The following is a 24,616-nucleotide window of genomic DNA, read 5'->3' as shown; positions in this document are numbered from 1 at the left end:
ATCAGGCGAACCTCACGGATTCGTGCCCCGTTGGTGTTTCTTGACATAGGTGTACCCGGGCTCCAACGGGTTCGCCTCGACCTGTTGGTGCAGCGTGACCTGCCGTTCCGAGGCGTGCGCGCCCGGCGGGAGCTTGCGCACGAAACCGTTGACCAGATGCTCGTGCCGGTCGCCCTCGAGCCCCTCGAACGGGTCGGCCGGCTCGACCAGCGGCGCGTAGAACAGCATCTCGGCCGGCTTCTGGCCCTCGACCGCCGGGTACCAGGGGTAGCCGGTCGAGTCGACGCTGCCCTCGACCCGGGTCAGGTAGCCCTCGCGGATCAGCTGGTCGACGGCGTTGCGGAGCAGGAACTCGTTGCGCTTGCCCCGGCCCATGCCGGTCCGGGCGGCCAGCTCCGACGACGGGAGCACGGCGTTGCCGTCGTCGAAGACGCGGCCCTGCTTGCGCACCGCGTGCAGCACGCGTCCCCGGTTCGACTTGTCGACGACGAACTCCCTGGTCACGACCTTCGGGTCGTACTCGTGGAAGTAATTGACCCCGTCGATCGCCAAGGGCTCGTCGAGAGCGGTGGTGCGCGCGACGACCTCGTCCCGGCCGGCCTGCCAGGTCACGGTGACCAGCACCCCGGGCTGGACGTCGGCGGGCCACTCGACCCCCTCGAACTGCCACTCGACGTCCTCGCGCAGCGTCGACTCGAATGTTTCGCGAAGGGGTGCGATGCCCCGTACGCGATGATCTAAATGCAGTTGAATGGGGTTTTTGTCGGCCAAGGCGTCGACGCACTCCTCGGGGGCGGCACAGACGCCGCCCTCCAGGTCAGCGCGCCAGAGGGCGAACCGGCGAGACACGGTCCTCATGCGCCCCCCGACAAGAGCAGGAATGGAGTAGCAGGTGCTGGATCGGCGTGTGTAGGAAGGATAGCCACACGTACTGTTCGTACCTGACAAAGACGTCCGACCGGGGAAGAGGGACGATGCAAGCCGCCGACAGCCACGACATGATCCGCGTGCACGGCGCACGCGTCAACAATCTCAAGGACGTCAGCGTCGAGATCCCGAAACGCCGGCTCACGGTGTTCACCGGCGTCTCCGGCTCGGGCAAGAGCTCGCTGGTCTTCGGCACGATCGCCGCCGAGTCGCAGCGGCTGATCAACGAGACGTACAGCGCTTTCGTGCAGGGCTTCATGCCGTCGCTGGCCCGGCCCGACGTCGACGTGCTCGACGGGCTGACCACCGCGATCCTCGTCGACCAGGAGCGGATGGGCGGCGACGTGCGCTCGACCGTCGGCACCGCCACCGACGCCAACGCCATGCTGCGCATCCTGTTCAGCCGGATCGGGCAGCCGCACATCGGCTCGCCGCAGGCGTTCTCGTTCAACGTGCCGTCGGTCAGCGGCGCCGGCGCGGTCACCCTCAACAAGGCCGGCGGGCAGGTCAAGGAGCGGCGCAGCTTCAGCATCCTCGGCGGCATGTGCCCGCGCTGCGAGGGCCGCGGCTCGGTCAACGACATCAACCTGGCGGCGCTCTACGACGAGGACAAGTCGATCAACGAGGGCGCCATCAAGATCCCCGGCTACAGCATGGAGGGCTGGTTCGGGCGGATCTTCCGCGGCGTCGGCTACTTCGACTGCGACAAGCCGATCAAGAAGTTCACCAAGAAGGAGCTGGGCGACCTTCTCTACAAAGAGCCGACCAAGGTCAAAATCGAGGGCATCAATCTGACGTACGCGGGGCTGGTCCCCTCGATCCAGAAGTCCATGCTGTCCAAGGACATCGACGCGCTCCAGCCGCACATCCGCGCGTTCGTCGAGCGGGTCGCCACGTTCACCACCTGCCCCGACTGCGGCGGCTCGCGGCTGGCCCCCGAGGCACGCTCCTCGAAGATCAACGGCGTCAACATCGCGGACTGCTGCGCGATGCAGATCAGCGACCTCGCTTCATGGGTCCGATCGTTGTCCGCCCCGGCGGTGGCGCCGCTGCTCAAGGCGCTCGGCGAGACCCTCGACTCGTTCGTGGAGATCGGCCTCGGTTACCTCTCGCTCGAGCGGCCGTCCGGCACCCTCTCCGGCGGCGAGGCCCAGCGCACCAAGATGATCCGCCACCTCGGCTCGGCGCTGACGGATGTCACCTACGTCTTCGACGAGCCCACCATCGGCCTGCACCCGCACGACATCCAGCGGATGAACGACCTGCTGGTCCAGCTGCGCGACAAGGGCAACACGGTGCTGGTCGTCGAGCACAAGCCCGAGGCGATCGCGATCGCCGACCACGTCGTCGATCTCGGGCCCGGCGCCGGCTCCGGGGGTGGCGAGGTCGTCTTCGAGGGTACGGTTCAGGGCCTGCGCGCCAGCGGCACGCTCACCGGCCGGCACCTCGACGACCGCGCGTCCCTGAAGTCGGAGGTGCGCAAGCCCACCGACTTCCTGAAGGTGCGCGGCGCCGACACCCACAACCTGCAGAACGTCGACGTCGACATCCCGCTGGGCGTGCTGGTCGTGGTGACCGGCGTGGCGGGCTCCGGCAAGAGCTCCCTCATCCACGGCTCGGTGTCCCCACAGGAGGGCGTGGTCTCCGTCGACCAGGGCGCGATCCGCGGTTCGCGGCGGAGCAGCCCCGCCACGTACACGGGCTTGCTGGACCCCATCCGCAAGGCTTTCGCCAAGGTGAACGGCGTCAAGCCCGCGCTCTTCAGCGCCAACTCCGAGGGCGCCTGCCCCAACTGCAACGGCGCCGGCGTCATCTACACCGATCTCGGCATGTTCGCCACCATGGCCACGACTTGCGAGGTGTGCGAGGGCAAGCGTTTTGACGCCTCGGTGCTCGAGTACAAGCTGGGCGGCAAGGACATCAGCGAGGTGCTGGCGATGCCGGTCGCCGAGGCGGCCCCGTTCTTCGGCGCCGGCGACGCACGCACGCCGGCCGCCCACGCGATCCTCTCGCGGCTCGCGGACGTCGGCCTCGGATACCTTTCACTGGGGCAGCCGCTGACCACTTTGTCGGGCGGCGAGCGCCAGCGCCTGAAGCTGGCGACCCACCTGGGCGAGAAGGGCGGCATCTACGTCCTCGACGAGCCGACAACGGGCCTGCACCTGGCGGACGTGGAGAATTTGCTGGCCCTGCTGGACCGCATCGTCGACTCGGGCAAGTCGGTCATCGTCATCGAGCACCACCAGGCCGTTATGGCCCACGCCGACTGGCTGATCGACCTGGGACCGGGCGCCGGCCACGACGGCGGCAAGGTGGTGTTCGAGGGCACCCCGCGCGACCTGGTCGCCGCCCACTCGACCCTGACCGGCGAGCACCTGGCCAAGTACGTCGGCGACTGATCACGCTGCGTTCTCGTGAGATCGGCGAGGAGTGATGTCCCCCGTTAGAGTGACCGCCGGGGGTGTCTTGTGCGGTCCGCTCGAGGAATCAGTCTCGTGTTCGCGGTCAGCGGCGCCGTGCAGGCATCGTGGATGTCCCGCCTGCCGGCGATCCTCGAGCAGACCCACGCCGATCTCGTACGGCTCGGCGTAGCGTTCTTCCTGCTCGGCCTGGGCACGCTGACCGCCATGGTGCTGACCGGCCCGGCATGCGACCGGTACGGCGGCAAGCGCGTGCTCGTCGTGGGCTTCGCCGTCGCGCTGCCGGCGCTGGTCGCGATCGGGTTCTGCCGTTCGCCACAGGCGCTCGCCTTCGCGCTGCTCGCGATGGGCATCGGCAGCGGCATCTGGGACGCCGGCATGAACGTGCAGGGCTACGCCGTCGAGAGTGGACTCGGCAAGCACCTGATGAGCAGCTTCCACGGGTGGTGGAGCGTCGGCAGCATGACCGGGGCCGGCCTGGGCCTGGTCGCGGCCCGCCTCGCGATCGGGCTGGCTCCGTATCTGGTGGTGGTTTCGCTGCTCGCCGCCGTCCTCTGCGCCATGAGCCTCAGCACATTCGACACCGGCGCCCATCGCCCGGAGACGGTGGATTCACCCCGTCGCCGGCCGGTCAAGCGCCTGGCGACGATCGCGGTGCTGATGTTCTGCGGCGCGCTCGTCGAGGGCGGCGCCGGCGACTGGCTGGCGGTCTACCTGAGCGAGGAGAGAAACCAGTCGCACTCGTCCGCCGCCCTGGGCTATACGGTTTTCGTCACCGCCATGGCCACCGGGCGGCTCGTCGCCGAGCGGCCCCACCGGCACGTGGGCGCCGCCGGGGTGGTCCGCGCCGGCGCGGTGGTGGCCGGCATCGGCATCGGGTTGGTCGTGTTCACCACGAAGAGCCTCTGGGCGTTCGCCGGCGCGTTCGGCTGGGGCATCGGCATCTGCTGGGCTTTCCCGGCCGCGCTGAGCGCCGCCGGAAACATCGCGACGGCCTCCGCCGTCGCGATGATGACCGCGATCGGTTACTGCGCAAGCATTTTCGGGCCGCTGGCTATCGGCTGGCTGGCGCACGCCGCGGGGCTGGGGACCGCCCTGCTCGGACTTCTGCCGCTGGTTGGGGTGGTCGCTTTGCTGTCGCCGATTCTCGCGTCTCGCAAGTGAATCCCCGCCAGCCGAGCCGATCCAGCGCGGCCTCGATCGGCTTACGCCCGTTCAGCGAGCTTCGGATCGGCCGCACGCCATTCATGAATCCGCGCCAGCGCTCGCGATCGCGCTGCCACGCCTCGATATAGCTGACGCAGTTCTCCGGCGTGATGTACCGCAGGCGCCCACTGGACGCGGCCAGCGACTGAAGGATGTCATCCCGCCGCGAGGCTCGGGCCCTGATCTCCTCGATCAAAGCGCGCCGGGCCTCCAGGAACATCGTCCAGTAACGGTGATCGGCATCCCCGATCTTGCCGCCGTCGTCGAACAGCGCGAAGAGTCCCTCGGCGAGCACGTCGCCGAACTCCTCGCGGCGGGCCCGGGCGGGATCCGCGAAGGGGTCGTACACCTTCTGCAACGCGGTCCCCACCTGCGCCACCGGCCGGAGCATGGTCTCGCCGAGCAGGAAGAACCAATCTTCGTTGTAGATCTCGGGGAATAACGAGTCGATCCGGTCCGTCGGCACGGCCAGCGCGCCGCCGCCGATGAACGTGTCCTGCTCAGCCCCGGTCTGTCGATTCGCATGGCACACAACGGAATTGTCGTGAAACCCTCCGATGTGGAGGCCCACGCCGTCACGGGTGTCGAGCAGCGCGGCGGCGCGCTCCAGATCCGTCGGCTCGGGCACGACGATGTCGTCGTCGAGGAACACCACGCGCTTCCAGCCGGCCAGCCGGGCCAGCACGAGCCCGACATTCCGCTTGGCGCTGGTGTCGGTGCGGCGTTTGAGTCGCGACTCGCCGAGGGCCGACGGCGTCTTCATGGCGGGGAGCTTGGGGACGCCCGCCTCGGGATAGTCCACCGCGATCAGGTCGATGCCCGGGTAGCGGGTCAGGTAGGCGATCGCTTCCAGGGCGTCCGCATGCTTGCTGCACAGCACCAGCAGCGTGCAACCGAGCGCCTCGGCCAGGCGGCCGGCCTCCGCGAGCGCGGCGGCCTTCCGCGCGCTGGGCACGATGATCGCGTCGACGGTTTCGCGCTCGCGAGCCGGCCCCGAATCCGTGATGAGACGCCGGTGCGACGAATGATGTGCGCTTGTGCTCACCCGTCGCCCACCGTGGGCGGCCACTCGTGCAGCCGCTCCTCTGCCAGCGTCCAGTCGGGGGTCACCACGGCTCCGTTCAGGTTGATCCGGACCCGCATCAGGATGCTGAACGTCGGCGCATCCCGAAAGCGCTTCCGAACATAGTCTTCGTTGCGATCGCGGAACTTCGCGTCGGTCAACGCACGAACGGCGCCGTAGGTTCCGCGGCCGTACATGCCATTGCACAACGTTACGGTTCGTTGAGCGTTATAGGGGCTGATCCCACGAAAGAAGTGGGCGACGTCCTCCAACAGAGTGCCGCCCGCCTCATCGAGGACGGGAGTGAAGGTATCGCCTTCGGCGGTGGAGAAGTAACTGGGGTCCTCATCATTGGGACGCATCTGTTGCCGTACGGGAAGATCGAGGCGCCGGGTGACGTCGCGGTTGACGGGGTTCCAGTCGACGCCGCCGATCAGCACGAGGTGCGCGCTGAAGTCATCCTCGTGCATCTCTTCCGATCGCAGGATGCGCACGTCAGCGACCGGATTCACCGCCCGGATGTGCCCATGAACCTCGATCAACGCGTCGAGGTCCGCCAGGCTGTACGAGCGGATGTAGTCGGGATCCTGTGGATTGGTGAACAGCATCCGCTCGCGGTACGGCCTCGGCAGCCCTCCGCTCACGATGATGATCGGCCGCTGGTCGGGGAAGAACCAGGTGCCGCCGCCGATGGTGTCCTCGACCGAACCCGCGAGAGGCAGCGGCCGGGCGCCGAACACGCCGGGCCCGTCTCCGTTCGGCGGCGTATCCGGGAAGCGCAGGCTGAGCAGCTCGGTGTAGAGCCCGTCCCGCACCACGCGCTCGTCCTCGCCGAGCTCGCTCTCGTCGAGCAGGCGGGCCGGCTCGGACGCCACGGATCGCCGGCTGGCGAAGAAGGTGGCATATCCGATGAGCCGGTTCGTCGGGGGCAGGATGGGTTTTCGGGTGGATTCCCACGAGGAGATCAGGGACAGGCTCAAAGGGTTCTCGCCGCCGAGAGCCTCGGCAATCTGCTGTTGGGTGATCTTGACGCCCGGCCAGTGCTGCTGCCTCAGGGACCGCAGGCGCCGTGCGAGGCGGGCATCAGGTCGCGCTGCCGGTTGCATGAGCTGATCCTCACTGAACTTTCAGGAGTCCAAAGAGTTTAGAGCTTGATCAGCATTAGTACCAGGTCAGGAGCGCACAATCGCAGATGACGCGCGGCGTGTCGGCGGCGTGAACATGACTGAATCCACTCGCTCCTTGCTGACGATATTCAGGACGCCTAATCTAAGGGCCTGAAGTTCATTCAAGTTTCCTGAAGTTCACGACTACGCCCCGCCCTGGCGAATTCCTCCTCGAGGAGTCCGTTATGCCGAACGCACGAGGCACGGTCAGCCGGATCAAACAGGGACTTCCGATCGTGGTCGGAGTCATCGTCCTTCTCGCCCTCAGCGGCGCCGCAGCCCCTGGTCCCGATGCGTCGCGGGCCGAGCTGACGGCCTACTCGCTCGGCTGTGCGGTGGCCTTCGTCGTGGTCGTCAGGATCGTCGTCAAGCTTTTCGTCTACATCGTGCAGGCGATCGTCGTCGTTTCCGCACTTCTGGCGGTCTTCACGCTGGTCAAGATCACGGTCAGCGCCGTCGCCGGCGCTTGACCCCCTGGATGCTCGCGGCGGTCAGGGCGGGACCGCCGCGAGCCCCGGAACGCTAATCTTCCTCCGCGATCCGCTCCAGCTCGATGGGCTCGGCGCCGTTCAAGTAGATGACGTAGCCGGCGTCGTCGTCGTCGAGCAGGTCGGTGGGGACTACCTCCATCACGTACTCCGGGCGGGGCAGGAAGCCGAAATCGGCGGGTGGCTCGTATCTCTCGATTGCGGTTACCCGCACCTCGGTCGGCGGGATGCCGACGAAGCACGCGTCGCCGGTCTCGAGCTCGGACGGATCGGGCTCGAGACGCCACGGGGTGTTGCCCCAGTCGTACGCGTCCGGGTCGCGCGGGAAACCCACGGTGCCGTCCCATGAGTTGGCGGAGTCGGGGTCGGACTCCCACCACGGCCAGTCGATGAGCACGCGCTGCCGGGTGGTGCCGCCGACACGTGCGTCGAACGCCTCCGCCGAGATCACGAGAAGGTCACCGACGGAATAGCCGAGCGCCTCCGTCAACCGGACACTGTCCACGGTCTACCAGTCCTCCTGCCAGAAGTACGAGAACGGTGTCTTGTCGGCCCGGCCGCCGAAGTAGCCGGCGCCGCCGAATCTCATGCCGTTGCCGTTGAGCAGCGGATAGCAGGTGTCCCGGCAGATGTTCCGGGACGTGCCGCCGAATCCTACAATCTCGTCCGGCCCGAGGTTGGCGAGAATCGTCTCCTCGGCATGGCCGGTGCCCTGGACGAACTTCTCGCCCGCCCGGAGCGTCCACGTGCTCGGCATCGCGCCGCCACCGTTGATCGCGACGTGGTTGGTCCAGCGTTGGGTCGTCTTGTTGAAGACGCCGATCACCGCGGTGGTGCCGTGGTTGGCGGCGTTCGGGTAGTCGTTGCGGAGGGACTGCAGTTCCTCCGCGCGGTCCCGGGCGAGCTTCCCGTCGATCTCCTCGGGGCCGCCGCAGTTGTGGACCAGGACGGTGGCTTGGCCGGCGACCACGTAGTACGTGTGGGTGTCGCTGACCGTGAGGTTGTAGACGGTCGTGGTGGCGGCCCGTTCGGCCCGCCGTACGACGGTGACCTGGTCCCCGTCGGCGTCGCGGAGGGTCTCGCCGGGCTTGAGCTCCGCGGCGGGCACCCATGCGGCGCGGTCGAGGCTGTAGAACTTGTGCCCGGCGGTGGCGGTGACGACCGACGGCGGGCCGCCGCCCCCGGCCCCGGCGCCGGCCAGGGTCAGGTCGATCAGGTCCTTGTCGCCGGTGCCGACCACCGTGGCGGTCACCTGCTGCGGCTCGCTCAGCCCGGTCGCCGTGTCGGTGGCCTGGACCGTGTCGCCGGGCTGCAGCTTCTCGATCGGCTTGGTGCTGCCGTCGGCGAGCAGCACCAAGGTGCCGGCCGCGAACGAGTTGGACGCCAGGCGGGCCTTGCCGCCCTTCGCGACCTTGCAGCTCTCGCCGGTCGAGGACTCTTTCTTCTTCGCCCGTTTGGCGTTGTCGGCGGCCTTCTGCGAGGTCGCCTTCGCCTTGCCGCCCGCGTCCTTGGCGCCCTTCGCCGCCTTGGCCGCTTCGTCGGCGTACTTCTTGCTGCTGGCTGCCTCGTCCGCGGTGCGGGTGGCCTTCTTGATCCAGCGTGGGATCGCGGACAACGCGTTCTTGGCCGACTTGAGCCGGCCGTACGCGTCGATCAGCCGGCGGCCGACGCCGATCGCCTTGATCGCGACCTTGGCGGCCTTGAACATCTTGCCCCAGGGCACCGCCTGCAGCGCCGTGGAGATGCAGGCGACGATGTCGCCCTCGGTGATGCACGCCTTGGCGTCGTTGAAGCCGACCAGATCGAGGATCAGGTTGACGATCTCGTCGCCGATCATCTTCACGAAGCCCTCGGCCTCGTCGACGATCTTCTTGGAGTTCAGCCAGTCCGGGTTCTCGGTCTGCTGCTCGCCCTCGCCACCGGCCGGCGTGTTGCCGTCGGTCATCGCGCCGCAGGCCGCCGGGTTGTTGGCGCATCCCGAGTAGTACGCGACGTACGCGTCGGTCATGCCGGTCTTGCCGTCGGCGGGATCGCCACCGGTCGGGTCGGTCAGCGCGGTCGGGCGGGCGTTCGTGTACGAGTACGTCGACACCGCCTGGTCGGTGCCCGGCTGTGCCACCGGGTCGGCCGAGGCGAACCGCCCGGTCGACGGGTCGTAGCTGCGGGCGCCCATCGCGTACCGGTCGCCCTGGCTGACGTCCTGGTAGGTGCCCGCGTACTGGATCGGGTTGGCCGGCGCGTCGTCGGCGGCCTTGGTGATCCCGCGGCTCACCCCGAACGCGTCGTAGTCGTAGCTCCACTCCGGGGCGCCGGCCGGCGAGACCACCCCGGCGATGCCGCCGAGCCAGTCTCGCAGGTAGGAGTGGGCGCCCAGCGCGTCCGCCGACGGGACGAGCAGGGCGAGCGGCTGACCGGACGGGTCGTACAGGTAGTCCCGGCCGACCGTGCCGGTGGCGTCGGTCTGCCGTTCCTGGGCGAGCAGCGCCCGGCCGGCGTTGAGGTCCCAGCTCCAGGTCTGGGTCTGGTCGCCGGAGACCGCCGCGATCCGGTTGCCGGCCGCGTCGTACGTGTAATTGGTGGTGCGGCCGTTGGCGGTGGCCGACGTCATCGTGTGGTCGAGGGCGTACGTGAACTTGTCACTGCCGGCCTGCGTCTGGTTGCCCTCGAGGTCGTACGCGAAGGACCGGCTGCTGGTCCGGCTGCCCGTGACGCTCTCGGTGATCAGTTGGTCCGCGCCGTCGTACGCGTAGCTGGTCGTGGTGTTCTCGCCCGGCGCCTTGCGGGTCATCGTCTTGCGATTGCCGACCAGGTCGTACGTGTAATCGGTCCGCTCGGCGACCGCGCCCGAGCACGCCTGCGCGCCGAAGCACTCGGCGGTGAGCCGGTTCGCGGCGTCGTAGGTGTACGCGGTCGACTCGGTGATCGTCGGCTGGCCGGGCTCGCCGGTGGTCTCGGTGATCCGGGCCGGGTTGCCGACCTTGTCGAGATCCAGGTCGAACGCGGACAGCGTGGTCTCGCCCTTGGTGGCGGCGATCCGGGTCATCCGGCCGGCCCGGTCGTAGTCGCGGTGCTCACTGATGCCGGTCGACGCCGGGTAGGTGATGCCGGTGAGGTTGTCCGCGACGTCGTACGAGAACTGGTAGCCGGCGCTCGACTCCCCCCGCGTGGCGGTCAGCGTCTTGACCCGGTTGCCCTCGTCGTAGGTGGCGCCGATGTGCGTGCCGTCCGGGTAGGTGCGCCCGGTGACCCGGTCCTCGCTGTCGTAGTCGTACTTGAACGTCTCGCCACCGCGGGTGGTCGAGGTGAGCCGGTCGGTCTCGTCGTAGGCGTAGGACTGCACGCCGACCGGATCGGCCGCGCTGGTCAGCCGGTTCTTGCCGTCATAGCCGTACGTGTAGGTGACGCCGTCCGAGCCGAGTTGCTTGCTGGTCAGCCGGCCCAGGTTGTCGTAGGCGTAGAAGACCGTGCGGGCCGGGCGGTTCGGGTCGGGGCGGCCGGGCTCGACGATGCGGGCGGTGACCTCCTCGATCAGGTTGGAGTCGGCGTCGTAGACGTACTCGCGGCGCCGGCCGAGCGGGTCGGTGCTGACCGTGGTGCGGCCGGCCCGGTCGTACTCGATGGAGGCGACCCGGCCGAGCGGGTCGGTCCGCTTGATCACCTGGCCGTCGGCGTTGTAGGTGTAGGCCAGCGACTGGCCGCCGGGCGCGTCCGGGCCGGTCACCTTGGCCAGGCGGTCCGCGTCGTCGTACGCGAACTTGGTGGTGTTGCCGTTGGCGTCGATCTGGGCCGTGGGCCGGTCGATCGCGTCGTAGGTGGCCTTGCTGACGTTGCCGAGCGGGTCGGTCACCGTCTCGGGGTTGCCGGCCCGGTCGTACGTGTACTTCGTGGTGTAGTCGTCCGGGTTCGCGCCGGAGACGTTGCCGCGCGGCTCGGTGACCGCGGCGACCCGGCCGTCGTCGTCGTACTTGGTTGTGACCACGCCACCGGTCGGGGTGGTCTGCTTGATCGGGTTGCCGGCGTCGTCGTACTCGATGCCGGCCGCGCCCGCCCCCGGCCCGGAGCTTCCGGTACGCCGGTTGGCCGCGTCGAAGCTGCTGGTCAGCGTCTCGCCGCGCTCGTTGGTCATCTCGACGACGTTGCCGTTGTTGTCGTACGAGACCGCGGTGTCCTTCTTGAACTGGTCCTTCTGCCCGGTGGGCCGGTCCAGCGCGTCGAACTTGGTGTCCACCTCGACCCGCTCGCCGTTCGAGCCGTACGGCCGGTCGGCGCGGATCAGGTTGCCGTTGTAGTCGTAGTGGAAGACCGCGGTGAACAGGTCCTTGTGCGCCGGGTCGGCGTTGCCCCGCGGCGACGTCTCGGTCGCGACCCGCCCGTTGATGTCGTACGTCCAGCTGGTGGTGTTGCCCTCGCCGTCGGTCACCGAGGCGCGCCGGCCGCCGGGCGTGTACCTGGTCGAGCTGACGTTGCCGATCGGGGACTTGGTCTCGACGCGGCGGCTGGCGTCGTCGTACGTGTAGCGGGCGGAGTTGCTCAGCGGGTCGGTGGAGACGACCACGTTGCCGAGCTCGTCGTAGACGGTCCGGAACGGCTGGGACTTGCCCGGCTGCCAGACCTCGAGGATCTGGCTCTGCGGGTCGTAGACGTACCGGGTGCGGTAGGCGTCCTTGTTGCCGCCGGACACCGTGCCGCGCGGGTCGACCACCGAGGCGAGCCGGCCGGTGCCGTCGTACGTCATCTCGGAGCGCCGGCCGGTCGGCGAGACCTCGGCCGTGCGGTCGCCGTTGGCGTCGTACTCGTACTTCGTGACCTTGCCGCGCGGGTCGGTGCGCGAGGTCAGCTGGCCCTTGGCGTCGTACTCGTACTTGTAGCCGGTGTCCTGCTTGGGGTCGCGCTGCGCGACCATCTCGTTGAACTCGTTGTACTGGTACTCCCAGGTGTTGCCCCGGCCGTCCTTGTACGCCGTGAGGTTGCTGCGGTTGTCGAACGAGTTGACCGTCGTGAAGGCGAAGGGCTCCGGCGCCGTGCGCGAGACGGGGTTGCCCTCCTCGTCGAAGCGGGTCTCCTCCTGGTTGCCCTTCGGGTCGACCACCAGGCTCTTGTTCAGCTTGCCGGTGTAGCGGTGGTTGGTCGTGTCGTTGCCGGCGTTCTGGCTGTAGAGCAGGACGTTGTTCTTGTAGCCGTCGACAATCGCGACGCCGTCCGGATCGGTGGTGCGGGCGATCTGCTGCCCGGCGTCCCAGGCGAAGGTCGTCTTGGCGCCCAGCGGGTCCAGCTGCGTCGCGACGCGACCGCCGGCGTCGTACGTGTTGCGGATCAGCTTGTGGCCGCGCGCGTCGGTGATCTCGGCGAGCCGGCCGGAGGCGTCATAGCCGTACGAGGTCACGTAGCCGCGCGGGTCCTGCACCTTGAGCAGGCGCCCGTCCTGGTAGTCGAACTGGGTCGACCGGCCGTCCGGCAGCGTGATCTTGGTGATCAGCCGCAGATCGGCCCGCGACTCGAGGCGCACCACCCGGCCGCTCGCGTCGGTGACCGTGCTGAGCAGCCCGGCCGAGGTGTAGCCGAGGGTGACGCCGAGCCCACGCGCGTTCTTGATCGACTGCAGCAGGCCGTTGGCGTCGAAACGCAGCACCCGCCGGTCCGGCGGCACGAGCTGCCAGCCCCCGTCCACCTTGGACAACTTCGCGCGTACGCCCGCCGGAGCGTCGAAACCGCCGGCGGCCGTCGCGGTGTAGACCGCCTCCGAGCCGTCCTCGGCGCGCACCCGGGCCGCGCCGTTGTCGGCGGAGATCACCCGGATGTCGTACGACGAGCTCCAGCCCGCCCCGAACATGCCGGTCGCGACGTTTCCGGACGAGTAGTAGCGGGCGTGGTCGAACGGGATGCCGTACGAGGGCATCGCGAAGTCCCGCTCCACCCGCAGATACGCGCCGGTGCCGGTGTTCACCGTGGCGCCGCGCAGCGCCTGGGCGACCACGGTCGGGCCGAGCACCGTGGCGCAGCCGCAGCCGGCCGCCTGACCCGCCGGCAACGCCGGCACGTCGTCGGTCTTCCGCGGGTGCGCCGGCGCGGACGGCGCGCTGGTCAGCTCGGTGTCGTCCGGCGCGACCTCGGTGACGGTGACCGTGTAGGTACGCGCCGGGTCGAGCACCCAGCCGTCGGCCGAGCCGAAGCTGCGGCACAGCAGGGCCGGGTCGAAGCAGCGGCTCAGGTCCTTCTTCGCCAGGACGGCCGACCGCTGCTCGGCGGCCGTCTCGGTGTCCGTGACGGTGGCGAACCAGCGAGCCCAGGAGTCCGGGTTGCCCTCGTCGACCTCGGCGTCCCAGTAGACGACGAGCGAGGTGTCGCCGAGCAGGAAGCCCGGCCGGGCGATCGGGCGGCCGGGCACCGCGGCCTGCGCCTGGGCCACCGCGGCGGCCATGGTCTTGCGCTTCGCCTTCTCGGCGGCGCTGGGTTTCGCCGGTGGGCCGGCGGCCTCCGCGGCAGGCGGGACCGGTGGCGCCGCCCGGCCGGCCGGCAGGCCGTGGTTGGCGGTGGCAGTGGCCGGTAGTGGGCTGTGCGCCGGGCCGGCGCCGGGCGTCGCGACCGGGGCCGCGGAAGCCGGCGACATCGGCGAGGCAACGAGATAGGCGGCGACTATGGCCAGGATCAGGGCATGGCAGAGCAGCCGGAATCGAGCAGACACGCGCACGAGACAATCCCCCCGTGGATGTGGCGTTTTGCAGTCCGCGGGCCACGCTGCCGCATAGACGAAGATCGAATCAACCCACCAAAGTGGGGATTGACTTTTGTCGCTGGGAGCGCTCCCAATCGAACGGGCTGGACTCCGCCTCTGGTCACACGTAAACTAGCGCCATGCCCAGCCGCATGGAGAAGGCACCGACACCTTTCGGCCGCCCGCCGCGATATGTTGCGACGTGGCCGAACAGCGCACGGTGACCGTGCCCGTCGTCGTCGAGCGCGACGAGGACGGCGTGTGGTGCGCCCACGCCCAGCTGCGCCCCGGCGTCGGTGCGCACGGCGAGGGCGCGACCGAGGAAGAGGCTCTGGATGACCTCCGCGAGGCGCTGCTGGGCCTCATCGAGGAATTCGGGGCGCCGTAAACCACGTACGGGATCCCGGAAAGGCGGGACCGGTGTCCGTGGAAACCGGGACGGCGGGCGGGACAACGTGAACGAGCGCCGGGCAAACCTGCCCCGCACGTTCGAAGGAGTCCCACCCATGAGTGAAGCTGCCGTGACCTCCGCCCCGGCGGTAGTGCCGGTTGCCACGGCCGGGCGCGGCTGGACGGTCGCCGGCGTGCTCGCCGGCGTCGTCGGGTTCGCCGCGCTCGTTCTGGAGTCGAGCCTCGCGGTCTTCAGCCAGGAAAGCGTCTACGCCGACGCCTCCAAGATGTACACCGAGTCGTACGACAACCGGTTCGTCATCGCCGCCGTGCTGCCGATGCTGGTGTTCAGCGGGCTGACGGCCGTGGTCTTCGGGGCCGGCCTGCGTCGCTGGCTGGCCGCCCAGTCGCCGGCCGGCTCGCTGCTGCCGGACCTCGCCGGCTGGGGCACTGTGCTCGTGGCCGCGCTGACCCTGGCCGGCTCGGGCCCGGTCACCGAGGTGTTCTTCCAGGTGATCCACGAGTACAACCCGGCCGATCCGGACATCGCGATGAGCCTGCAGCGGCTCATGGACACCCTGCCCTGGGTGTGGACCGGCCTGCTGCTGACCACCATCTCGGTCACCTGGGCGGCGCTGCGGCACGGGGCCGCCCCGCGCTGGCTCGGCTGGGTCAGTGCCCTGTTCAGCCTGCTCATGATCGCCGTCAACGTGCTGCCGCAGCAGTACCTGACCGGCTACCTCGGCGCGATCTGGCTGGTCGTGGCCGGGGCGGCGTTCGGCCTGCGCCGCCGACCGTCGTAGTCGTCCCGAGCCGGTCGGCTGACCGGCCACGGGCCGCTGAGCTGGCATCATGTCCCGGTGTCCGGCACTTCGAAGCACCGCACGGCGGCGACCACGGTCGTCGCCGTTGCTTTGTGCACGGCCTTCGCCGCCCTGGTGATGCTGCCGTTCTCGCGCACCGACGAGGCCTGGACCGAGTGGTTCTTCCTCAACGACGTCGTCGTGGCCGTCGTCTACGGGCTGCTCGCCGGCCTGCTGATCGCCCGCGGCGCACTTCTCGTGGGCGCGCTGGCCGCGCTGGCGGCGATCGGTGACGGCCTCGCCGCGATCGGGCAGCGCTATCCGCTGCTCGAGGTCGCGGGCGGCCCGCCGTTCGCCGAGCAGCTCACCGACGTTGTCGGCACCGCCTGGGTGCCCGGCACGCTTGCCCTGATCACCGTGGTGCCGTGGCTGGTCCGCGACGAGCCACTCCCCCGGCACGCCCGGGCCGCGGTGGCCGCCGGCGCCGCGGTCAGCGCCGCCATCACGCTGATGCGGGTCATCCGGCCGGTCAATGGCCTCATCCGGGTCGGCTCACCCGAGTGGGACGCGTTCGTCGAGAACACTCTGCCCGTACAGATGACGGTGGTGGTGTTTCTCGGTCTTGCCGCGACCGGCGATGCGGTCCGGCGATGGCGGCGGCTGCCCGAGGATCGCCGCCGCGGGCTCGGCTGGCTCGCGATCGGCTCGGCGTTGATGGCCCTGTCGTTCGTCCCGCTGGCCGTGCCGCTGCCCGTTTCGGCGCCCCTCGCGTACGCGTCGGTGACGCCGGTGTTGCACCTCGCCGCGCAGGCCTTCTTCCCGGCCGCGACGCTCGCGGTCGTGCTCCGGCAGCGGCTCTGGGGGATCGACGTCGCGGTCAGCCGCACGCTGGTCTGGTCGCTGCTCACGGCGGGATCGGTGGCCGCGTACGTGGTGATCGCGCAGGCGGTCGTGCATTTCGTGCCCCTGCCCGGCGGCGCGGCCGGCGCCATCGCCGCCGGAACCCTCGCGGTCGCGGTGTTCCCGGCCCGCACGTGGCTCCAGGATCGGGTCGATCATCTCGTACGCGGGCCGGCCGCGCGCCGGGGCGCCGCGGCGGAGCAGGTCGCCCGCCGCATCGGCACCGACGCCGCCGGCCCGGTGACCGGCGCGCTCGAAGCGGTCCGCGACGCCCTCCGTCTGCACTCGGCCGAGCTGCGCGTCGGCGATCAGACGCTCGCCACCGCGGGCACCCCGGGCGGCCCGCCGCTGGAGGTGGCGTTGAGCCTGGGAGACGGCCCGGTCGGCGTCCTGGCGGTGACCGGCGCTCCCGGCGAGCGCCTCGACGCCCGCACCTCCCGCGAGCTGGCCGCGCTGGCCGGCCCGATCGCCGCCGTGGCCCGCCTGGCCGTGCTCACCTCCGAACTGGACGCGGCCCGCCGCCGCACCACCGCGGCGCGCGTCGAGGAGCGCCGGCTGCTCCGCCGGGAGCTGCACGACCGCCTCGGCCCCACCCTGGTCGGCGTAGCGCTCACCGTCCAGGGCGCCCGCAACCTGCTGGCCGCCGACCGCCCTGAAGAAGCCGACGACCTGCTGGACCTGCTCCGCGCCGACCTCGACCGCAGCGCCGAGGACGTGCGGACGCTCTCCCGCGCGCTGCTCCCGCCGTCGCTCGAGCAGCACGGCCTCGGCACCGCGCTGGCCGAGCTGTCCACCCGGCTCGGCGACCGGGAGCTGGCCGTCGCCGCCGACATCGAGGGCGACGCCGATGACTTGCCGCCGGAGCTGGCCGCCGGCCTCTACGGCATCGCGGCGGAGGCGCTGGTGAACGCCCGCCGGCACGCGCGGGCCGAGAACTGCGCCGTGCGCCTCACGGTGACCGGCGAGTCGGTCCGCCTGGAGATCGCCGACGACGGCCAGGGCCTCGGCGACGCCGAGAGCGACATCGAGCCGGGCGTCGGCCTGCGCTCGATGCGGGAACGCGCCGCCGAGCTGGGCGGCACGGTGCAGGTGGCCGAGGCCGTCCCGCACGGCACGCTCGTGCAGGTGGTGGTGCCCCGATGAGCATCCGCGTCGTGATCGTCGACGACCATCCGATGTTCCGGATGGGCGTGCGCGCGCTGCTGTACTCGCTCGACGACATCGAACTGGTCGGTGAGGCCGCCGACCTGCCGTCGGCGCTCGAAGTCGTGCCCGCCACCAACCCCGACGTGGTGCTGATGGACCTGAACCTCGGCAACGGTTCGGGGGTGGAGGCAACGGCTGCTCTCGTACGGGATGATCCGCACCGCCGGATCCTGGTGCTCACCATGCTCGACGACGACGATTCGGTCTTCGCCGCGATGCGGGCCGGCGCCCGCGGCTATCTGTTGAAGGGCGCCTCACCGGCCGAGCTGGAGCGAGCCGTGCGCGCCATCGCCAACGGCGACACCCTCCTCTCGGCCGCGGTCGCGCACCGGGCGCTGGGCTTCCTGACCGGCGCCCGCACGGCCGGTTCGCCGTTCCCCGAGCTGACCCAGCGCGAGCTGGACGTGCTCGACCTGGTCGCGCGCGGGCTGGACAACCTCGCGGTGGCCCGGCGGCTTTCGCTGAGCGACAAGACAGTCCGCAACTACCTGTCGGCGATTCTGGCCAAGCTGCGCGTGGCCGACCGGGCGCAGGCCATCGTACGGGCGCGGGAGGCCGGCCTCGGCGGCGCGAAATAGCCGTTAGACGCTCATGCCGCCGTCCACGACCAGCGTCGTGCCGGTCATGAACGAGCTCTCCGGGCCGGCCAGGAACAGCACCGCCGCCGCTATCTCCTCCGGCGTCGCGTGCCGCCGCAGCGGGATCATCTCGTTGAAGACCTCGGCCGCCCGGTCGGCGGGCGCACCCGTGGCGGCCACTTCGATCGCGTGCTGGAAGTCGTTGTCGATCGGTCCCGGGTGAATGGTATTGACGCGAATCGATCGGTGGGCCACCTCTTTCGCCAGCGTCCGCATCAATCCCACCAGCGCGTGCTTGGCCGTCGCATAGGCGCTGATGCCCGCGTCCGACGTCAATCCCACCACGCTGGAATTGATGATGATGCGGCCGCCGTCGGGCATGGCCGCCAGGCTGTACTTGCAGGTCAGGAACGAGCCACGCACGTGCACGGCCATCACCCGGTCGAATTCGTCGTCCGGATAGGACGCCACCGGCGCGATCACGCCGGCGATGCCGGCATTCGAGAAGATCACATCCAGGCGGCCCCACCGGCTCACCGCCTCGCTCACGGCCGCTTTCACCGACGCGGGATCCGTGACATCCGTACGCGTAAAAAGCGCCACCTCATCGCCCAGCTCGCGGCGTGCGGCCGCCAGGCCGTCGGATGAGATGCCCGCCAGCGCCACGCGGCAGCCCTCATGGATGAAAGCCCGCGCGGTCGCCATGCCGACGCTGCCCTCGCCGCCGGTGATCAGAGCCACCTGGTCGTCCAACCGTCCCACGACGGCCATCTTCGATTCCGGCGGGTCAGGAGTCTTGCTCACCAGCGCACAGCGCTTGACTGAGCGCGCGGAAATCGCGGGGACTCGCGCCGTACGCGGCCCGGAACAACCGGCTGAAGTGGGCGGCGTCCGGCAGGCCCCAGCGGGCGCCGATCGCGCTGACCGGGCGGGCCGTGGCCATCAGGTCGTGCCGGCAGGCCTCGAGACGGCGGCGGCGGATCCACGCGGACACCGTGGCGCCCTCGGCCTGGAAGAGCTTGTGCAGGTATCGCGTGGAGATGTGCTGCGCGGCGGCGACCTGGTCGGGGGTCAGCCAGGCGTCTCCGAGGTGGCGGTCGATATACGTGACCGCGCCGGTGAACAGCGCCCGGTGCACGGCGCCGGGGTCGGCGGGACGGGTGTCGAGGTGGCCGGCCAGCGCGGTGGTGAGCAGGTCGAGAACGTTGGTGCCGAGGCGCTGGTTGTCGCGCACGTCGACGTCGTCGAGCACGTCGGCGGCGCGGGCCAGGAAGGAGCTGATCAGCCCGCCGAGGCCGGCCGTGCCGGAGAACCTGGTAGCGGTGATCTTGCCGACGTCGCCGGCGGAGAGGCCGAGGAGGGCACGCGGGAAGATGAGGACGAGCAGCTCGCAGGGGTCGTCGAAAGAGAACGTGTACGGCCTTGTCGTGTCGTAGACGGCGAAGTCGCCGGGGCGCAGGACCGCGTCGCGGCCGTCCTGGACGAGCACGCTGCCGCCGGCGCGCTGGAGGCCGAGCTTGAAGTAGTCGCCCTGCTCGGCGGAGATCAGCCGGCTGGTGCGCCGCACCTGGTGACTGTCGGCGTCGACCTGGTAGAGCCGCAGCGGGCCCAGGCTCGCCCCCCGCAGCTCGCCGCGGAAGGCGCCGCTGCCGGTGCGGGACGCGTCGAGCGGCACGAACGCCTCGGAGACCGCGTGCCGCCAGTAGTCGAAGCGCTCGGCCGGGGGCAGCTCCTCCGTGCTCACCACATCGATCATGATCAACCTCCGCGGGTGGCCTCCAGCTTCCTGCGGCATGCGCGCACGGTCAAGCAATGTGCGTCGGCATTCAAGACCTTGCTTGTCTGCCGCGAGTAGACCTCTGACCATGGGTAGGACAATGAGCCGGCGTACCCTCCTCGGCGCGGCGGGCCTGGCGGCCGCAGGCCTGGCCGGCGCGTGCAGCAAGGGCCTCCAGAACACGCCGTCGAGCGGCGGCAAAACCATAAAAATTGGATATGTCCTGCCAAAAACGGGTCCCTTGGCGGTCTTCGGCGAGTCCAACGACTACGTGTTGGGGGTCATCCGAAATGCGGTCAAGGGCGGAATTACGGTCGGAAGTACAAAATATACGATCGAGATCGTCGACAAGGACACCCAGTCGAGCAGCGCCCGGGCGGCCCAGGTGGCGGGCGAGCTGATCAACCAGGACCAGGTCGACATCGTGCTGGCGACCTCCACGCCGGACACCACCAACCCGGTCAGCGACCAGTGCGAGGCCGCCAAGGTCCCGTGCATCGCCACCATCTGCCCGTGGGAGATCTGGTACTACCCGCGCGGCGGCAAGGACTTCGAGTACACGTACCTGTACTTCATCGGCACCCAGGCCGAGGCGCAGGTCTTCTCGAAACTCTGGCAGCGCGTCCCCGGCGCCCCGCACACGGTCGGCGCGATGTGGCCCAACGACGTCGACGGCGACAGCTACCGCAAGTACTTCACGCCGGTCGTGAAGGACCTCGGCTGGAAGCTCGTCGACCCCGGCGCCTACCAGGACGGCACCCAGGACTTCACCCCGATGATCTCGGCCTTCAAGAGCGGCGGCGTCGACATTTTGCAGGCCGCGCCGATCCCGCCCGACTTCATCACGTTCTGGAAGCAGGCCGGGCAGAACCGCTTCGTCCCCAAGCTGGCGACGGTCGCGAAGGCGCTGCTGTTCCCCAGCGTGGTCGAGGCGCTCGGCCCGCTCGGCAACAACCTCGTGGCGCCGGCCTGGTGGCACCGCGACTACCCGTACAAGTCCTCGCTGGACGGCACCTCGGCCGCCGCCTTCGCCGACGGTTACCAGCAGCAGAGCGGCAAGCAGTGGACCCAGCCGATGGGCATGGACCACGCGGTGTTCGAGATCGCGGTGGCCGCGCTGAAGGCCTCCGGCAACCCCAAGGACAAGGCGGCGGTGGCGCACGCGATCGGGCAGCTCAAGGGCGAGGCGATCACCGGGAGGTACGACTTCACCAGCGGCCCGGTGAAGAACGTCGCGCTCGCGCCCGACCTCGTCGGCCAATGGCGGCTCAACTCCGGCAACAAATTCGACCTCGTCGTCGTCGACAACAGCGCGGCCCCGGACATCCCCATCCAGGGCGACCTGCAGTTCCTCCGATGACCGCCGCGCTCGCGGTGCACGGCGTCGGCACGCGGTTCGGGGCGCTGACCGTGCTCGACGACGTGTCCTTCGAGGTGGCCGAGGGCGAGGCGGTGGGCGTGGTCGGGCCGAACGGCGCCGGCAAGACCACGCTGCTCGACATCGTGGCCGGCGCGCAGCGCCGGGACCGCGGGCGGGTGCTGCTCGGCGGCGTCGAGGTGACCGGAATGCCGACGGCCCGCCGCTGCCGGCTCGGCCTCGCCCGGACGTTTCAGGTGCCGCGGCCCCTCGGCGACCTCACGGTCTTCGAGACCGCGTTGCTCGGTGCCGTGCGCGGCGGCGGCAAGCGCGGGAAGGCCGCCGAGCGGGAGGCGATCCGGGCGCTCGAGCTCGCCGGCCTCCTCGACGAGGGCGACCTGCGCTCGGCCGGGCTGCGACTGTTGTCGCGCAAGCGCCTCGAGCTCGCCCGGGCGCTCGCCGCCTCGCCGCGCGTCCTGCTGCTCGACGAGATCGCGGGCGGGCTCACCGACGCGGAAACGGGCGCCTTGGTGACCACGATCCGCTCGCTTTCGGCGGGCGGCGTCGCGATCGTCTGGGTGGAACACGTGATTCGGGCATTGACGCAGGTCGCTACCCGACTGGTGTGTCTCGCCGACGGCCGGGTGCTGGCGTCGGGACGGCCCGCCGAAGTCCTCGACGATCCCGCGGTGCGCCGGGCGTACTTCGGCCGGGGCGTCCTATGAGCCTGTTGGAGGTCACCTCCCTCGACGTGCTCTACGGCGATTTTCAGGCCCTTTTCGACGTCTCCCTGTCGCTGCCGGAGAATTCGTCGCTCGCCCTCGTCGGCGCCAACGGCGCGGGCAAGACCACACTGTTGCGCACGATTGCCGGGGCCATGACGCCGGCTCGCGGCCGAGTCGTGTTCGATGGCGCCGATCTCAAGAATTCCCCACCCCACCATCGCGTACGGGAAGGGATTGCGCTCGTTCCTGAGGGGCGGCGGCTCTTTCCCTCGCTGACCGCGGAAGAGAACATCCTCGTCGGGGCCGTGCGGGCTCGCCCGTCGGCGTGGCGCCTGCCGCAGATCTACGAAGTCTTCCCGCTCATCGCCCGCTGCCGGAATCGCCGTGCCGCCCTGCTTTCCGGCGGGGAACAGCAGGCGGTGGCGATCGCGCGGGCGCTCGCATCCGGGCCGCGCCTGCTGTTGCTCGACGAGATCTCGCTCGGGCTCGCGCCGGCCATTGTCGACGGTCTCTACGACACGCTGGCATCGCTGCGAGAAGCCGGAACCGCGATGATTCTGGTCGAGCAGGATCTGGATCGGGCGCTCGCCGCCTGCCCCTCGGTGGTGTGTCTCTTGGAAGGCCGGGTGGTGCTCTCCGCGCCGTCCGAGGGAATCGCCCGCGACGATGTGGTCGCCGCCTATTTCGGGACCGCCTCGTGAACGCGGCCATCCAGGGCATCCTGCTCGGCGGCGAATACGCGCTGATCGCCTGCGGGTTGTCGCTCACCTTCGGCGTCATGCGGCTGGTCAACCTCGCGCACGGTGACCTGGCCGTGTGCGGCGCCTACCTGGCGTTGGTGCTGTCGTCGGCACTCGGCGTGCCGGTGTGGTGGACGCTGCCGCTGCTGTTACCGCTCGCGTTCGGGGCCGGGGTGCTGCTGCAGCTGTCCGTGCTCGGCCGGGCGCTGCGCGGGGGCGACCTGGCGCCCGTACTCGTGACCTTCGGTCTTTCCGTGGTCATCGAGAACCTGCTGCTCGTCGGGGCCGGGGCGAACACGCGCTCGCTCGACGGCGGCAGCCTGGCGCTGGCGAGCGTGGAGCTGCCCGGCGGGATCGTGGTGTCGTGGCTGCGGGTGACGGGGCTCGTCGTCGCGCTGGTCGTGCTCGGGGTGCTGCAGGTGCTGTTGTCGTACACGTCCTGGGGTCGCAGCGTGCGAGCGACCTCCGACGACCTCGACACCGCGCGCCTGGTCGGGGTGCGCGTGCGGCCGGTCTTCGCGTCGGTGGCCGGGGTCGCGGTCGCCACCGCCGCGCTGGCCGGCGTGTTCCTCGGCGTGATCTCGGCGTTCGACCCCAACGCCGGCGGCACGCTGCTGATCTTCGCGTTCGAGGCGGTGGTGATCGGCGGGCTGGGCTCGCTGTGGGGAACGCTGGCCGGCGGGGTCGCGCTCGGGCTCACCCAGCAACTCGTCGGGGAATGGAATTCGCAGTACGCCGTCCTCGCCGTACATCTGCTGTTCCTGCTTGTTCTCGCGGTCCGCCCGCAAGGGCTGTTCCGATGACGCCGGCCATCAGCCGATGGAGCCGGACGGCCACGATCTCGTCCTCGGCGGGCGCGGCCGTGGCGGTCGTTCTCGCGGCCGTGCCCTATTTCGCCGCCCGCGCCGAGACCGCGCTCATCGACCTGTTCCTGTTCATCGCGCTCGCCAATCTGTGGAACCTGCTCGCCGGCTTCGCCGGCCTCACCTCCTTCGGGCAGCAGGCCTATCTCGGCGTCGGCGCTTACGCCCTTTACCTGTACGCCTCGGCCGGCGTGAATCCGGCCTTCGGCGTGGTGCTGGCCGCCCTCACCGCCGCCGTCGTCTCCCTGCCCGTTTCCCTGCTTGTGCTGCGGCTGACGGCCGGCTACTTCGCGGTCGCGACGTGGGTGGTGGCCGAGGTTCTCCGCCTGCTCGCCACCGTTTCGCCGCGCGTCGGCGGCAACACCGGGGTGAGCCTTCCCGGGGCCGGCGAGTATCCGCTCGTGCTATGGCAGGCCCTCACTTATTGGTGGGCATTGGGTTTGATGCTGGCGTGCGTGGCCGGGATCGCGCTGCTGATGCGCAGCCGGTTCGGCCTCGACGCGCGGGCGGTCCATTTCGAGCCGGTCGCCGCGGCCGCCGCCGGCGTCGCGGTGGGCCGGGTGCGCCGCGTCGCCTATTTCCTTTCCGCCCTCGGCACCGGCGCGGTCGGGGCGGTGCTCTTCTGCCATTCGCTGTACGTGCAGCCGGCCTCGGTCTTCGGCCCGCAGTACAGCGTCTACATGCTCTTCATGGTGCTGATCGGCGGGCTCGGAACGCTCGAGGGGCCGTTGCTGGGGGCGCTGCTGTTCTTCGGGCTGCAGCAGTTCCTGGCCGGCTACGGCCCTTGGTATCTGGTCGTTCTCGGCGCGGTGGCGATGCTGGTGACGCTGTTCGCCCCGCGCGGATTGTGGGGCGCGATCTCCGGGCGGTGGGACGTGTCGCTGCTGCCGATCGGGTATCGCTATCGCCGCTCGTGAGCCGTCAGGGACAGGGTGTTGCCATCGGGGTCGCGGAACCAGGCGATCCGCGCGCCTCCCGGTGCGGTCCAGGCGCCCCGGGCGTCCTGACCCATGTCGGGGAAGCGGACGAACTCGACGCCCCGGGCGGTGAGGGCGTCGATCGCGGCGTCCAGGTCGTCGACCTCCCAGCCGAGGACCGTGAACGGCTGGGGACGCAGCTCCGGACCCACGTTGGTGATGCGGATGGCGCCCGTGGGCGACTGGGCCACCACGGCGAAGCCATCGGCGGAGGCGATCGGAAGCCCGAGCGCCTTCTCGTAGAACTCGCGGGACCGGCCGAGGTCGGTCGACGGCACGAAGGCGACAACGCGCGCGGTAGCCAGCATGCCCTCCACG

General features: G+C 70.1%; 20 protein-coding genes. 12 read left to right on the top strand and 8 right to left on the bottom strand.

The features are described 5' to 3' along the window. Positions 1 to 12 precede the first annotated feature (12 nt). Positions 13 to 858 (bottom strand): hypothetical protein, encoded by an 846-nt coding sequence (locus ACQPZX_RS11415; protein WP_433378292.1) that lies wholly within the window; start codon positions 856 to 858, stop codon positions 13 to 15. 116 nt (positions 859 to 974) lie between these two features. Here ACQPZX_RS11415 and ACQPZX_RS11410 point away from each other — a divergent pair, with 116 nt between their 5' ends. Both ACQPZX_RS11410 and ACQPZX_RS11405 read left to right on the top strand, forming a co-directional pair. After that, positions 975 to 3,326 (top strand): ATP-binding cassette domain-containing protein, encoded by a 2,352-nt coding sequence (locus ACQPZX_RS11410; RefSeq protein WP_433378289.1) that lies wholly within the window; start codon positions 975 to 977, stop codon positions 3,324 to 3,326. 96 nt (positions 3,327 to 3,422) lie between these two features. Next, positions 3,423 to 4,511 carry an MFS transporter gene (locus tag ACQPZX_RS11405; RefSeq protein ID WP_433378286.1) on the top strand — a complete coding sequence of 363 codons (1,089 nt, stop codon included), beginning with the start codon at positions 3,423 to 3,425 and terminating at the stop codon, positions 4,509 to 4,511. Here ACQPZX_RS11405 and ACQPZX_RS11400 read toward each other — a convergent pair. Both ACQPZX_RS11400 and ACQPZX_RS11395 read right to left on the bottom strand, forming a co-directional pair. Beyond that, positions 4,402 to 5,622, bottom strand: coding sequence for a hypothetical protein (locus ACQPZX_RS11400; RefSeq protein ID WP_433378283.1), 1,221 nt, complete (start codon positions 5,620 to 5,622; stop codon positions 4,402 to 4,404). The genes ACQPZX_RS11405 and ACQPZX_RS11400 overlap by 110 nt on opposite strands. Then, positions 5,595 to 6,722 carry a helix-turn-helix domain-containing protein gene (locus tag ACQPZX_RS11395; protein WP_433378280.1) on the bottom strand — a complete coding sequence of 376 codons (1,128 nt, stop codon included), beginning with the start codon at positions 6,720 to 6,722 and terminating at the stop codon, positions 5,595 to 5,597. Before ACQPZX_RS11395 ends, ACQPZX_RS11400 begins: the two co-directional genes overlap by 28 nt. 245 nt (positions 6,723 to 6,967) lie before the next feature. On the opposite strand from ACQPZX_RS11395, the gene ACQPZX_RS11390 reads away from it, so the two are divergent. Then, a complete protein-coding gene (locus ACQPZX_RS11390; RefSeq protein ID WP_433378277.1) occupies positions 6,968 to 7,252 on the top strand; it encodes a hypothetical protein in 285 nt (94 codons plus the stop codon). 52 nt (positions 7,253 to 7,304) lie between these two features. Here the strand turns inward: ACQPZX_RS11390 and ACQPZX_RS11385 are convergent, their stop codons facing one another. Then, positions 7,305 to 7,760, bottom strand: a complete 456-nt coding sequence (locus ACQPZX_RS11385; RefSeq protein WP_433378274.1) for a hypothetical protein — start codon at positions 7,758 to 7,760, stop codon at positions 7,305 to 7,307. Between the two features lie 18 nt (positions 7,761 to 7,778). Next, complete coding sequence (locus tag ACQPZX_RS11380) at positions 7,779 to 13,952, bottom strand: polymorphic toxin-type HINT domain-containing protein (protein WP_433378271.1); 6,174 nt, start codon at positions 13,950 to 13,952, stop codon at positions 7,779 to 7,781. A gap of 232 nt (positions 13,953 to 14,184) precedes the next feature. On the opposite strand from ACQPZX_RS11380, the gene ACQPZX_RS11375 reads away from it, so the two are divergent. The 4 genes from ACQPZX_RS11375 to ACQPZX_RS11360 all read left to right on the top strand — a co-directional run bounded on the left by ACQPZX_RS11375 (position 14,185) and on the right by ACQPZX_RS11360 (position 17,859). Continuing rightward, positions 14,185 to 14,370: a type II toxin-antitoxin system HicB family antitoxin gene (locus ACQPZX_RS11375; protein ID WP_433378268.1), complete on the top strand. Its 186-nt coding sequence runs from the start codon at positions 14,185 to 14,187 to the stop codon at positions 14,368 to 14,370. Positions 14,371 to 14,488: 118 nt separating this feature from the next. Beyond that, complete coding sequence (locus tag ACQPZX_RS11370) at positions 14,489 to 15,175, top strand: hypothetical protein (protein WP_433378265.1); 687 nt, start codon at positions 14,489 to 14,491, stop codon at positions 15,173 to 15,175. A 57-nt stretch (positions 15,176 to 15,232) separates the two neighbouring features. After that, a complete protein-coding gene (locus ACQPZX_RS11365) occupies positions 15,233 to 17,218 on the top strand; it encodes a histidine kinase (protein ID WP_433378263.1) in 1,986 nt (661 codons plus the stop codon). Next, a complete protein-coding gene (locus ACQPZX_RS11360; RefSeq protein ID WP_433378260.1) occupies positions 17,215 to 17,859 on the top strand; it encodes a response regulator in 645 nt (214 codons plus the stop codon). The genes ACQPZX_RS11365 and ACQPZX_RS11360 overlap by 4 nt, the downstream gene beginning before the upstream one ends. A gap of 3 nt (positions 17,860 to 17,862) precedes the next feature. On the opposite strand, the gene ACQPZX_RS11355 is transcribed toward ACQPZX_RS11360, so the two are convergent. Together ACQPZX_RS11355 and ACQPZX_RS11350 are read right to left on the bottom strand one after the other, a co-directional pair. Beyond that, positions 17,863 to 18,621: an SDR family NAD(P)-dependent oxidoreductase gene (locus tag ACQPZX_RS11355; RefSeq protein WP_433378257.1), complete on the bottom strand. Its 759-nt coding sequence runs from the start codon at positions 18,619 to 18,621 to the stop codon at positions 17,863 to 17,865. Between the two features lie 25 nt (positions 18,622 to 18,646). Then, complete coding sequence (locus tag ACQPZX_RS11350) at positions 18,647 to 19,615, bottom strand: helix-turn-helix domain-containing protein (RefSeq protein WP_433378254.1); 969 nt, start codon at positions 19,613 to 19,615, stop codon at positions 18,647 to 18,649. Between the two features lie 121 nt (positions 19,616 to 19,736). On the opposite strand from ACQPZX_RS11350, the gene ACQPZX_RS11345 reads away from it, so the two are divergent. Genes ACQPZX_RS11345 through ACQPZX_RS11325 form a run of 5 tightly spaced genes read left to right on the top strand, consistent with a single transcriptional unit; the run spans position 19,737 to position 24,238 of the window. After that, positions 19,737 to 20,996: an ABC transporter substrate-binding protein gene (locus tag ACQPZX_RS11345; protein ID WP_433378251.1), complete on the top strand. Its 1,260-nt coding sequence runs from the start codon at positions 19,737 to 19,739 to the stop codon at positions 20,994 to 20,996. Then, positions 20,993 to 21,718 carry an ABC transporter ATP-binding protein gene (locus tag ACQPZX_RS11340; protein WP_433378248.1) on the top strand — a complete coding sequence of 242 codons (726 nt, stop codon included), beginning with the start codon at positions 20,993 to 20,995 and terminating at the stop codon, positions 21,716 to 21,718. Before ACQPZX_RS11345 ends, ACQPZX_RS11340 begins: the two co-directional genes overlap by 4 nt. After that, positions 21,715 to 22,419 carry an ABC transporter ATP-binding protein gene (locus tag ACQPZX_RS11335; protein WP_433378245.1) on the top strand — a complete coding sequence of 235 codons (705 nt, stop codon included), beginning with the start codon at positions 21,715 to 21,717 and terminating at the stop codon, positions 22,417 to 22,419. Before ACQPZX_RS11340 ends, ACQPZX_RS11335 begins: the two co-directional genes overlap by 4 nt. After that, positions 22,416 to 23,261 (top strand): branched-chain amino acid ABC transporter permease, encoded by an 846-nt coding sequence (locus tag ACQPZX_RS11330; RefSeq protein WP_433378242.1) that lies wholly within the window; start codon positions 22,416 to 22,418, stop codon positions 23,259 to 23,261. The genes ACQPZX_RS11335 and ACQPZX_RS11330 overlap by 4 nt, the downstream gene beginning before the upstream one ends. Next, complete coding sequence (locus ACQPZX_RS11325) at positions 23,258 to 24,238, top strand: branched-chain amino acid ABC transporter permease (protein WP_433378239.1); 981 nt, start codon at positions 23,258 to 23,260, stop codon at positions 24,236 to 24,238. The genes ACQPZX_RS11330 and ACQPZX_RS11325 overlap by 4 nt, the downstream gene beginning before the upstream one ends. Here the strand turns inward: ACQPZX_RS11325 and ACQPZX_RS11320 are convergent. Next, positions 24,223 to 24,606, bottom strand: coding sequence for a VOC family protein (locus ACQPZX_RS11320; protein WP_433378236.1), 384 nt, complete (start codon positions 24,604 to 24,606; stop codon positions 24,223 to 24,225). The two genes, ACQPZX_RS11325 and ACQPZX_RS11320, sit on opposite strands and share 16 nt — an antisense overlap. Between the last annotated feature and the right edge of the window lie 10 nt (positions 24,607 to 24,616).

This window comes from Actinoplanes sp. CA-142083 (assembly GCF_050942195.1).
Taxonomy (GTDB): Bacteria; Actinomycetota; Actinomycetes; order Mycobacteriales; family Micromonosporaceae; genus Actinoplanes.
The sequence above is the reverse complement of the archived record's forward strand: the minus strand, read 5'-3'. Positions and strand labels throughout refer to the sequence as shown.

Coding starts and splice junctions, on each gene's coding strand:
- ACQPZX_RS11415 (WP_433378292.1), bottom strand. CDS start 858: ATGAGGACCGTGTCTCGCCGGTTCGCCCTCTGGCGCGCTGACCTGGAG.
- ACQPZX_RS11410 (WP_433378289.1), top strand. CDS start 975: ATGCAAGCCGCCGACAGCCACGACATGATCCGCGTGCACGGCGCACGC.
- ACQPZX_RS11395 (WP_433378280.1), bottom strand. CDS start 6,722: ATGCAACCGGCAGCGCGACCTGATGCCCGCCTCGCACGGCGCCTGCGG.
- ACQPZX_RS11390 (WP_433378277.1), top strand. CDS start 6,968: ATGCCGAACGCACGAGGCACGGTCAGCCGGATCAAACAGGGACTTCCG.
- ACQPZX_RS11370 (WP_433378265.1), top strand. CDS start 14,489: ATGAGTGAAGCTGCCGTGACCTCCGCCCCGGCGGTAGTGCCGGTTGCC.
- ACQPZX_RS11360 (WP_433378260.1), top strand. CDS start 17,215: ATGAGCATCCGCGTCGTGATCGTCGACGACCATCCGATGTTCCGGATG.
- ACQPZX_RS11350 (WP_433378254.1), bottom strand. CDS start 19,615: ATGATCGATGTGGTGAGCACGGAGGAGCTGCCCCCGGCCGAGCGCTTC.
- ACQPZX_RS11345 (WP_433378251.1), top strand. CDS start 19,737: ATGAGCCGGCGTACCCTCCTCGGCGCGGCGGGCCTGGCGGCCGCAGGC.
- ACQPZX_RS11340 (WP_433378248.1), top strand. CDS start 20,993: ATGACCGCCGCGCTCGCGGTGCACGGCGTCGGCACGCGGTTCGGGGCG.
- ACQPZX_RS11335 (WP_433378245.1), top strand. CDS start 21,715: ATGAGCCTGTTGGAGGTCACCTCCCTCGACGTGCTCTACGGCGATTTT.
- ACQPZX_RS11325 (WP_433378239.1), top strand. CDS start 23,258: ATGACGCCGGCCATCAGCCGATGGAGCCGGACGGCCACGATCTCGTCC.
- ACQPZX_RS11320 (WP_433378236.1), bottom strand. CDS start 24,606: ATGCTGGCTACCGCGCGCGTTGTCGCCTTCGTGCCGTCGACCGACCTC.